The sequence below is a fragment of the Streptomyces sp. NPDC041970 genome (assembly GCF_055588985.1).
The window spans coordinates 66,240-76,280 of record NZ_JBVJCD010000014.1 but is presented as its reverse complement, the minus strand read 5'-3'; the positions used below and the strand labels follow the sequence as shown (position 1 = coordinate 76,280).

At 73.3% G+C, this 10,041-nt stretch carries 7 protein-coding genes; 1 reads left to right on the top strand and 6 read right to left on the bottom strand.

All coding sequences use genetic code 11. The features are described from left to right. Window positions 1-450 precede the first annotated feature (450 nt). A complete protein-coding gene (locus ACZ6EJ_RS10580; protein WP_469266091.1) occupies window positions 451-1,224 on the top strand; it encodes a calcium-binding protein in 774 nt (257 codons plus the stop codon). Between the two features lie 279 nt (window positions 1,225-1,503). Here the strand turns inward: ACZ6EJ_RS10580 and ACZ6EJ_RS10575 are convergent, their stop codons facing one another. The 6 genes from ACZ6EJ_RS10575 to gatA all read right to left on the bottom strand — a co-directional run bounded on the left by ACZ6EJ_RS10575 (window position 1,504) and on the right by gatA (window position 10,036). After that, a complete protein-coding gene (locus ACZ6EJ_RS10575; protein WP_469266089.1) occupies window positions 1,504-2,058 on the bottom strand; it encodes a GNAT family N-acetyltransferase in 555 nt (184 codons plus the stop codon). Then, window positions 2,036-4,303, bottom strand: coding sequence for an MMPL family transporter (locus ACZ6EJ_RS10570; protein WP_469266085.1), 2,268 nt, complete (start codon window positions 4,301-4,303; stop codon window positions 2,036-2,038). Before ACZ6EJ_RS10570 ends, ACZ6EJ_RS10575 begins: the two co-directional genes overlap by 23 nt. A gap of 185 nt (window positions 4,304-4,488) precedes the next feature. Continuing rightward, window positions 4,489-6,597: a phosphocholine-specific phospholipase C gene (locus tag ACZ6EJ_RS10565; RefSeq protein WP_469266084.1), complete on the bottom strand. Its 2,109-nt coding sequence runs from the start codon at window positions 6,595-6,597 to the stop codon at window positions 4,489-4,491. Window positions 6,598-6,769: 172 nt separating this feature from the next. Continuing rightward, window positions 6,770-8,278 (bottom strand): Asp-tRNA(Asn)/Glu-tRNA(Gln) amidotransferase subunit GatB, encoded by a 1,509-nt coding sequence (gene gatB, locus ACZ6EJ_RS10560; RefSeq protein ID WP_469266082.1) that lies wholly within the window; start codon window positions 8,276-8,278, stop codon window positions 6,770-6,772. Window positions 8,279-8,294: 16 nt separating this feature from the next. Further along, window positions 8,295-8,528 (bottom strand): hypothetical protein, encoded by a 234-nt coding sequence (locus tag ACZ6EJ_RS10555; protein WP_469266138.1) that lies wholly within the window; start codon window positions 8,526-8,528, stop codon window positions 8,295-8,297. 5 nt (window positions 8,529-8,533) lie between these two features. Beyond that, window positions 8,534-10,036 carry an Asp-tRNA(Asn)/Glu-tRNA(Gln) amidotransferase subunit GatA gene (gatA, locus tag ACZ6EJ_RS10550; RefSeq protein ID WP_469266081.1) on the bottom strand — a complete coding sequence of 501 codons (1,503 nt, stop codon included), beginning with the start codon at window positions 10,034-10,036 and terminating at the stop codon, window positions 8,534-8,536. Between the last annotated feature and the right edge of the window lie 5 nt (window positions 10,037-10,041).

The following is a 10,041-nucleotide window of genomic DNA, read 5'->3' as shown; positions in this document are numbered from 1 at the left end:
CAGCCGGCGCACGCCCACTGTCTGCGTTTTGGGCGCCTCTTAGGGCACGGAATCCCCCCCCCCCCCCCCCCCCCCCCCCACCGGGGGCGTTCGGACCGCAGCGTGCGCCCCGCGCGCGAGGGCGAGGCGGCGGAGGAGGCAGGCGCGGCAAGCCCCGCGCCCTCCCCCCTCGGAGAGAACCGGCGACCGCGGGCGGGACGGCGTCCTCAGGCCCCCCACACCCGCCCCCGCCGGGGAAACCTCCGTCCGGGCCCTGGCGAAGGTCTCCTCCGACCCGCGCCGGACGCGGCCCCACGGGCGCCGGCGTCCGAGCCGCCCATCGGCCCGCTCCGCTGACGTCCGGTGCGCGCCGGCCCGCCTCGACGCTCCGCCGGCCCGCCTGTCAGCTCCTTCGGCAACCACCCCGCCAGCAGGTCGACCCACCCGGTCGCCCCATCAAGATGAGGTCCCATGAACCGACAGACCGCCACCGCCCGCGCGCTCGCCGTGGCCCTGTTCGCCACCGGTCTCGCCGCCGCCCCGGCCGTCGCCGCTCCCGCGGCCACGGGGGCGAAGGCCCGCGTCGGCGCCGACTGGGCGACTCAGTCGATCGTCTTCACCGCCGCCCCGGGGCAGGCCAACGACCTCCACGTGATCCCCATGGAGGTCGGCGCCGAGGTCCGGCGGATCGGCTTCCGCGACGCGGTCCCGCTCGTACCCGGCGACCACTGCACGTACCTCGAACCCGGAGACGACACCTTCGTCGTCTGCGAACTGCCCACCGGCAGCGCCCGGCCCGACCGGATCGATGTCCTCCTCGGCGACCGCGACGACGAGATCGTCACGAGCGATCCCGGGGTCGCCACCGTCCGCGGCGGCGAGGGCGACGACGCGTTGCACGCCCACACCGCGCACACGGTGCGGGGCGACGCGGGTGACGACATGGTCATGGGGCGCGCGGTCCTGGACGGCGGCGACGGCATGGACCACCTGATGGGCGACGACAGCGGCCAGCGGCTGTGGGGCGGCCGGGGAGACGACATGATCGAGGCGTACGGCGGCGCGGACATCGTGTACGCCGGTCCGGGCGACGACCACGCCATGGGCGGGGACGGCCGCGACATCGTCCTCGGCGGGAGCGGCGACGACTCCCTGCACGGCGAGGGCGGCGACGACCTGCTCAGCGGCGGCCCCGGCAAGGACACCGTCGAAGGCGGTCCGGGCCGCGACGCCGTCCTCCGGTAGGCCCGCCCCCTCCCCCACGAGCCCCCGTCCCGCCCGGAGCACGGCACCACGGGACGCGATCCCGTGACTCAGCGCCCGCCCCCGGGCGGGAGGTTGGGCTCCACTGCCTCACTCGCGCCGCCGCGCCCTCTCGGGCGTCGGCGGCGTCGGCGTGCCGGGGGCGCCGACGGTCGCGTCGGCGTCCGCGGTGCTCCTGCCGGCCTCTCTCCCGCGGAGTCGGTCGTCCCGGCGTTGCGGCGAGGGCGCGGTCCGCACCCCATGCGCCGGGGCGTGCCGCCCTCAGCGCTCGCGGGCCCGCCACTCCGGGGCGAGGACGGACCAGACCTCCGAGTCGTGCCGCACGCCCCGGTGGACGTAGTTCTGCCGGAGCACGCCGTCGCGGGTCATGCCGAGCCGCCGGGCGACCGCGATCGAGCGGGTGTTGGCGGCCGAGGCGACCCACTCCACGCGGTACATGCCGCGCTCGTGGACGGCCCAGTCGATCAGCCGCTCGGCGGCGCGGGTGATCAGACCGCGCCCTGCGGCGGACGGCTCCCGCCACACGCCGATCTCACAGGAGCCCGCCGCCGCGTCGAAGGTCCGGAAGAGGACACCGCCGACGAGGACGCCGTCCAGCCAGATGCCGTACAGCCGCCCGGTGTCCGCCGCCTGCTTCTCCGCGTACCTGCTGAGCAGGGCGCGCGCCGCGTCGAGGTCGGTGGCGGCCGCGGCGAACGGGACCCAGGGATCGACCAGCTCTCGGGCCCGGTCCATGTGGGCGAGGAACTCCTCGGCCTGCCAGACCTCCAGGGGGCGCAACTCGGCCCCGTCGTCACCCAGGGACAGGGCGAACATCGTGCTCCTCCTCGGAGTCCCGGACCCGGTGGGCACGCTCCACCGCCGGTCCGGTCCGCTCGTCCGCGCGTGCCTCCGGGATCTTCGCACGGGGGGCGGCGCGACCGGGCGGCTCGATGCTGATCCGGGGCAGCCACCGGTCCAGCCGGCCGGGCAGCCACCAGTTCGCGCCGCCGAGCAGGTGCATGAGGGCGGGCACCAGCAGGGTGCGCAGGACGAAGGCGTCCAGGGCGACGGCGGCGGCCAGCGCGATGCCGAACATGGCGATCACCCGGTCGCCGCTGAGCACGAAGGCGAGGAAGACGGAGACCATGATGACGGCGGCGGAGTTGATCACCCGGCTGGTCTCGGCGAGCCCGACCCGGACCGCCCGGCGGTTGTCGCCGGTCTCCCGCCACTCCTCGTACATCCGGCCGACCAAGAAGACCTGGTAGTCCATGGAGAGGCCGAAGAGGACGGAGACCATGATCACGGGCAGGAAGGGCTCGATGGGTCCGGCGCTGCCGAGGCCGAGCAGTTCGCTGCCCCAGCCCCACTGGAAGACGGCGACGACGACGCCGAAGGAGGAGGCGACGGCGGCCACGTTCATCACGGCGGCCTTCACGGGGATGCCGACGGACCGGAAGGCGAGGAGCAGCAGCAGGCAGCCGAGCCCGACGACGACGCCGACGAAGAGCGGCAGCTTGCCGACGACGATCTCGGCGAAGTCGTCGTAGCTCGCCGTCATCCCGCCGACGTGGGCCCGGAGCGACGTGCCCTCCCGGACCGGCGGCAGCACCTCGTCGCGGACCCGGTCGACCAGCTCGCTGGTCTCCTTCGCCTGGGGCGCCGTCTCGGGTACGACGGTGAGGAAGGCGGTGTCGCCGCCGGCGTTGTACGTCAGCGGGCCGGCCGAGGCGACGCCTTCGGTGGCGCGCAGTTTCGCGGGCAGCGCGTCCAGGGCGAGGCGGTCGTCCGCCCCGTCCAGGTGGGCGGCGATGGTGAGGGGGCCGTTGACGCCGGGCCCGAAGCCGTCGGCGAGCAGGTCGTAGGCCTTGCGGGTGGTGGCGGCGGCCGGGTTGCTCCCCTGGTCCGAGGTGCCGAGGTGGAGGCCGAGGGCGGGGAGGGCGAGCACCGCCATGACGACGGCCGCGAGCGCGCCCAGGAGCCGGGGGCGGCGTTCGACGAGGCCGGACCAGCGGGCCGCGAACCCCGCGGGCGGCTCGGGCCGCGGTCCGTGTTCGGCGAGCAGCCTGCGCTCGCGGCGGCTGAGGGCGCGCATCCCGATGAACGAGAGCAGGGCGGGCAGCAGGGTGACGGAGGCCAGGACGGTCAGCGCGACGGTGAGCGAGGCGGCGACGGCGACGCCGTCGAGGAAGCCGAGCCGCAGGATCACCATGCCGAGCAGCGCGACGCAGACGGTCGCCCCGGCGAAGACGACGGCGCGCCCCGTGGTCGCCACGGCGTCGTGCGCGGACGCGGCGACCGTCATGCCCCGGCGCAGCCCGGTGCGGTGCCGGGTGACGATGAACAGGGCGTAGTCGATGCCGACGCCGAGCCCGATGAGGACGCCGAGCATCGGGGCGAAGTCCGCGACGGTCATCACATGGCCGAGCAGCACGGTGCCCGCGGCGGCCGTGCCCACCGAGACCAGGGCGGTGGCGATGGGCAGCAGGCTGGCGGCGAGCGACCCGAAGGCGAGGAGGAGGACGCCGGCCGCGACGACGACGCCGATGGCCTCGCTGAGGTGGGCGGAGGGCGCTTCGGTGAGGGCGACGGCGGCGCCGCCCAGTTCGACCTGGAGCCCTTCGGTCCCAGCGGCTTTCGCGGTGTCCACGAGGGCCTGCGCCCATGCGGTGGGGAGGTCGTCGGCGGGCCGGTCGAAGGTGACGGTGGCGTAGGCGGTGCGGCCGTCCTCGCTGGTCCGGTCCGCGCCCTCGGCGCCGTAGGGCCCGGTGACCGCGCCGACGCCCGGCAACTCCTCGATCGCGTGCAGGGTCCGTGTCATGGTCGCTTCGACATCGGCACCCCGGACCGTGGAGCCGGGCGTGTGCCAGACGACGGTGTCGGTGTCGCCGCCGAGAGCGGGGAAGCCGCGCGCGAGGAGTTCGCCGGCCCGGCCGGACTCCGTGCCGGGCGCCTCGTAGTCGTTGGAGTACGCGGGACCGGCGACGGCCGCCGCGACGGCGCCGCCGCCCAGGGCGGCGAGCCAGATGAGGACGGCGGCGAGGCGGTGGGTGATGCACCAGCGGGCGATGGCGGCCAACGGACGGGCTCCCTGCGGTTCGTGACCTTTACTCGCAGATGAGGTGATCCGCCGGTAAACGCCTCAGGACCTGAGACCGCCACTCTGGCACCCGAAAGAGATCCTTTGTCCCTTTCGTGGCCATGGTCACAGGGTCCGTCCCGTGGCCCGAGCGGACGGGCCGGACCCCGCGACCTGCGGCGAGGTCAGCCGGAGACGCTGGCGCGGCCGTTCTCGATGTGCCCCATGAGCCGCCGCCGGAAGCCGTCCTCGCCCTCGACCGTGACGGCGAGGTCGTACCAGCCGTGCGCGTCGGCCGCCGAGTGCACGACCGTACGGCTGCGGCCCGGCTTGACGGTCACCCGGCGGGTCCAGTCCCGCAGGTCGTCCTCGTCGACGTAGCCGAGCGGGCGCACCAGGAACGTCAGGGTCCGGCGGCCCGTGTTGCGCAGCGTGAGGTGGAGGTCTCGGTCGCGGACGTCGATGCGGGAGGCGACCTCGGCGCTCCCGTCCGCCGCTCCGGCGAACTCGCGCCGGAAGCCGTTGGGACCGGTGACCGTGAAGCGGTAGCCCTCCCCCGTCAGCGGTACGGTCCAGTGCGCCGTGCCCCGGACGTCCTTGTGCTGCGGGGCAGGGAACTCACCGGCGTACGGGTAGAGCGTGAAGTGCGCCGAGGACCGCCCGGTGTTGGCCAGCTCCACCCGCAGCCCGTCGTCCGACCTCCTGGCCTGCGCGTCGGGCTGGTACGGCAGCGGACGCGCCGGGCGTACGCCGGGCTCCTGCACCGGCTGCCGCTGGACGGCGGGCGGCTTGGGCTGCCAGCGGCCCGCGAACGGCGGGATCACGCCGGGCCGCTCCACGGCGGGCTGGCGGCGGGGCCGGCCGAAGTCGAAGGCCGAGGTGAGGTCGCCGGTGACGCGGCGGCGCCAGTCGCTGATGTTGGGCTCCCGCACACCGGTCCAGCGCTCCAGGAAGCGGATCACCGAGGTGTGGTCGAAGACCTCCGAGCAGACGTACCCGCCGACCGTCCAGGGCGAGACGACCAGCAGCGGCACCCGGATCCCGAGGCCGGTGGGACGGCCCTGCCACTGCTCGTCGGCCGCCTCCGGGGGCGCGACGGGCGGCGGGACGTGGTCGAAGAAGCCGTCGTTCTCGTCGTAGTTGATCAGGACGGCGGTGTGGCGCCACACGTCGGGGTGCCGGCCGAGCGCGTCGAGGATCTTGTAGACGATGGTGGCGCTGTGCACCGGCGAGGAGACGCTGGGGTGCTCGGAGTCGATGGCCGAGGGCACCAGGTAGGAGACCTCAGGCAGCGTCCCGGCCGCCACGTCCTTGGCGAACTCGTCCGCCAGCGTCCCGGTCGGGACCCGCCGCAGCCCCCGCTCGAACAGGCTGCGCTCGTGCGGGGCGAGCGTGGCGACGCCCTCCTCCAACAGCCCGAGCAGCCGTTCGCGCTCGCTCGCGGAGGCGTCGCGGACCCGCGCGTAGAAGGCCTCCATGTAGGTGTGCCCGCCGGTGCGGGCGAGCGCCTTGCGGGCGACGGCCTTGAAGGAGGCGAAGAACTCGAGCTGGTTGTCGGTGAAGTTCTCCCACTCGGTGTACGTGCGCCAGGTGCGGCCGGCCTGCTCCAGCCGTTCCGCGTAGGTGGACCAGTCGTAACCGGGGTGGGAGCCCTCGTTGTACGCGTCGTTGCCGACGGCCCGCTTGCCGTTCGCCTCGAAGCCGGTCTTCCCGCTCCAGAGGTGGTTGCGGTTGGGGCTGGTGGAGGTGTGGATCGAGGAGTGGTAGGCGTCGCAGACGGTGAAGGTGTCGGCCAGCTCGTAGTGGAGCGGGATGTCCCGGCGGTCGTAGTACGCCATGGTCGCGGCGCTCTTCGCGCTGATCCAGCCGTTCATCCAGCCGCCGGCCCAGGCCTTCGCGCCGCCGTTCCAGGAGTGGTCGAGGGCGCCGATGTACTGGAGGTCCTTGCGCTGGGCCTCGGCCGCGCCGCGCACGGGGAAGGGCAGGACGGTCGAGCCGGCGGGGCCGGGCTGCTCGAAGACGGTGCCGCCGGTGGGCAGTTCGATCGCGTTGCGGTCGCCGAAACCGCGGACGCCGCGCAGGGCGCCGAAGTAGTGGTCGAAGGAACGATTCTCCTGCATGAGGACCACCACGTGCTTGATGGACCTCAGCCCCCCGCCGCCGGACCCCGCGTGCGCGGGCTGCGCGGCGATGGCCGCCTGGAGCGACGGCGGCAGGAACGATCCGGCCGCCGCGGCGCCGAGCGCGCCGCCACCCAGCGCGAAGAGCCGCCGCCGTGACATGTCCGTGGTCAAAAGAGCCTCCTGGTTCCGGTGCCTACAGCGGGGAAGCTAGTCAGACCAGGTGGCGGCGGAGCGGACTGCGTACGGCCCGGTGGTGAACGTCCGGCCCGGCCGGAACGGGCGAGGGGGCGGCGCGCCCGTTCCACGGGTGCGCCGCCCCCTCGCTCGGAGCGTGATCGGCCGGTCAGCCCTCGACGCCGAGCTTCTCCAGGATCAGCTCGCGCACGCGGGCCGCGTCCGCCTGGCCGCGGGTGGCCTTCATGACCGCGCCGACGAGCGCGCCCGCCGCCGCGACCTTGCCGCCGCGGATCTTGTCCGCGATGGCCGCGTTGCCCGCGATGGCCTCGTCCACGGCCGTGGACAGCGCGCCCTCGTCCGAGACGACCTTGAGGCCGCGCTTCTCGACGACGGCGTCCGGGTCGCCCTCGCCCGCGAGGACGCCCTCGATGACCTGGCGGGCCAGCTTGTCGTTGAGGTCGCCCGCGGCGACCAGCTCGGCCACCCGCGCCACCTGGGCCGGGGTGATCGGCAGCTCGTCGAGGCCGCGGCCGGTCTCGTTGGCGTTGCGGGCCAGCTCGCCCATCCACCACTTGCGGGCCTGGTCCGAGGGCGCGCCCGCCTCGGTCGTGGCGACGATCAGGTCGACCGCGCCCGCGTTGAGGATCGACTGCATGTCGTGCTCGGAGACGCCCCACTCCTCCTTCAGCCGCGCCCGGCGCAGCCGGGGCAGCTCGGGGAGGCCCTTGCGCAGCTCCTCGACCCAGTCGCGCGAGGGCGCGACGGGCACCAGGTCCGGCTCGGGGAAGTAGCGGTAGTCCTCGGCGTTGTCCTTGATGCGGCCGGCCGTGGTGGAGCCGTCCTCCTCGTGGAAGTGCCGGGTCTCCTGCACGATCGTGCCGCCCGAGGACAGCACGGCGGCGTGCCGCTGGATCTCGAAGCGCGCGGCCCGCTCGACGGAGCGCAGCGAGTTCACGTTCTTCGTCTCGGAACGGGTGCCGAAGGTCTCGGTGCCGAGAGGGCGCAGCGACAGGTTCACGTCGCAGCGCATCTGGCCCATCTCCATGCGCGCCTCGGAGACCCCGAGGGCCTTGATCAGCTCGCGCAGTTCGGCGACGTACGCCTTGGCGACCTCGGGGGCGCGGGCGCCGGCCCCCTCGATCGGCTTGGTGACGATCTCGATGAGCGGGATGCCGGCCCGGTTGTAGTCGAGCAGGGAGTGGGACGCGCCGTGGATGCGGCCGGTGGCGCCGCCGACGTGGGTCGACTTGCCGGTGTCCTCCTCCATGTGGGCGCGCTCGATCTCCACGCGGAAGATCTCCCCGTCCTCCAACTGGACGTCCAGATAGCCGTTGAAGGCGATCGGCTCGTCGTACTGGGAGGTCTGGAAGTTCTTCGGCATGTCCGGATAGAAGTAGTTCTTCCGGGCGAAGCGGCACCATTCGGCGATCTCGCAGTTGAGCGCGAGACCGATCTTGATGGCCGACTCGACGCCGATCTCGTTGACGACCGGCAGCGCGCCGGGCAGGCCGAGGCAGACCGGGCAGGTCTGGGAGTTGGCGTCCTGCTTCAGCTCCGTGGAGCAGCCGCAGAACATCTTGGTCTTGGTGCCGAGCTCGACATGGACCTCCAGGCCCATGACGGGGTCGTAGGACGCGAGCGCGTCCTCGTACGACACCAGGTCGGTGACAGTCACGGTGAAACTTTCCCTCTCAGCCCAGCAGGACGTCGTCGTCGCCCAGACGCTTCAGTTCGCGATAGAGGATCGCGAGTCCGGTGACGATCGCGGCCGCGGAGACCGCCGCGTCGACGAGTCGCAGCACGTCGTTGTCCTGGCGTGCGAGCTTCGCCTGTTTGGCGACGGTGATCGCGCCGAACGCGGTGCTGCCGAGCGAGATGTACAGCCCGGTCCTGGACTTCCTGAAGTTACTGGCCTTCTTTGCCATGGCACTCACAGCGACGGAGCCTCCTCGAGCAGCGGGTGCCCCCACTTTTCCACGAAGGCGGCCTCGACGGCCGCTCCGACCTGGTAGAGCCGGTCGTCCTTCATGGCGGGGGCGATGATCTGCAGTCCGACCGGCAGGCCGTCCTCGGGGGCCAGGCCGCAGGGGAGCGACATGGCGGCGTTGCCGGCCAGGTTGGTGGGGATGGTGCACAGGTCCGCGAGGTACATCGCCATCGGGTCGTCGGCGCGCTCGCCGATCGGGAAGGCGGTGGTCGGCGTCGTCGGGGAGACGATCACGTCGACCTGCTCGAAGGCCTTCTCGAAGTCCTGGGTGATGAGGGTGCGGACCTTCTGGGCCGAGCCGTAGTAGGCGTCGTAGTAGCCCGAGCTGAGCGCGTACGTGCCCAGGATGACGCGGCGCTTGACCTCGTCGCCGAAGCCGGCCTCGCGGGTGAGCGCGGTGACCTCCTCGGCCGACCGCGTGCCGTCGTCGCCGACCCGCAGGCCGTAGCGCATGGCGTCGAAGCGGGCCAGGTTGGAGGAGCACTCGGACGGCGCGATCAGGTAGTACGCGGAGAGCGCCAGGTCGAACGACGGGCAGTCCAGCTCGACGATCGTGGCGCCGAGCGACCTCAGCAGCTCGACCGACTCGTCGAACCGCTGGAGGACGCCGGCCTGGTAGCCCTCGCCGCGGAACTGCTTGACGACGCCGACGCGCATCCCCTGCACGGAGCCGTTGCGCGCGGCCTCGACGACCGGCGGGACGGGCGCGTCGATGGACGTCGAGTCCATCGGGTCGTGCCCGGCGATGGCCTCGTGCAGCAGCGCCGCGTCCAGGACCGTGCGGGCGCAGGGCCCGCCCTGGTCGAGGGAGGAGGAGAAGGCGACCATGCCGTAGCGCGAGACGCCGCCGTAGGTGGGCTTGACGCCGACCGTGCCGGTGACGGCGGCGGGCTGGCGGATCGAGCCGCCGGTGTCCGTGCCGATGGCGAGCGGGGCCTCGTAGGAGGCGAGCGCGGCGGAGGAGCCGCCGCCGGAGCCGCCGGGGATGCGGGTGAGGTCCCACGGGTTGCCGGTGGGGCCGTAGGCGCTGTTCTCGGTGGAGGACCCCATGGCGAACTCGTCCATGTTGGTCTTGCCGAGGATGACGACGTCGGCGGCGCGCAGCCGCTGCGTGAGCGTGGCGTCGTACGGCGGGACCCAGCCCTCGAGGATCTTGGAGCCGACGGTGGTCGGCATGTCCTTGGTGGTGAAGATGTCCTTCAGCGCGAGCGGGACGCCGGCCAGCGGGCCGAGCTTCTCGCCCGCCTCCCGCTTCGCGTCGACGGCGCGGGCCTGGGCCAGTGCGCCCTCGCGGTCGACGTGCAGGAAGGCGTGGACCTTCTCGTCGACCGCGTCGATCCGGGCCAGGTGGGCCTCGGTGACCTCGACGGCCGTCAGTTCGCCCGAGGCGATCCTCGCGGCGATCTCGGCCGCGGTGAGCTTGATGATGGTGCTGATGTCCGTCATGGCGG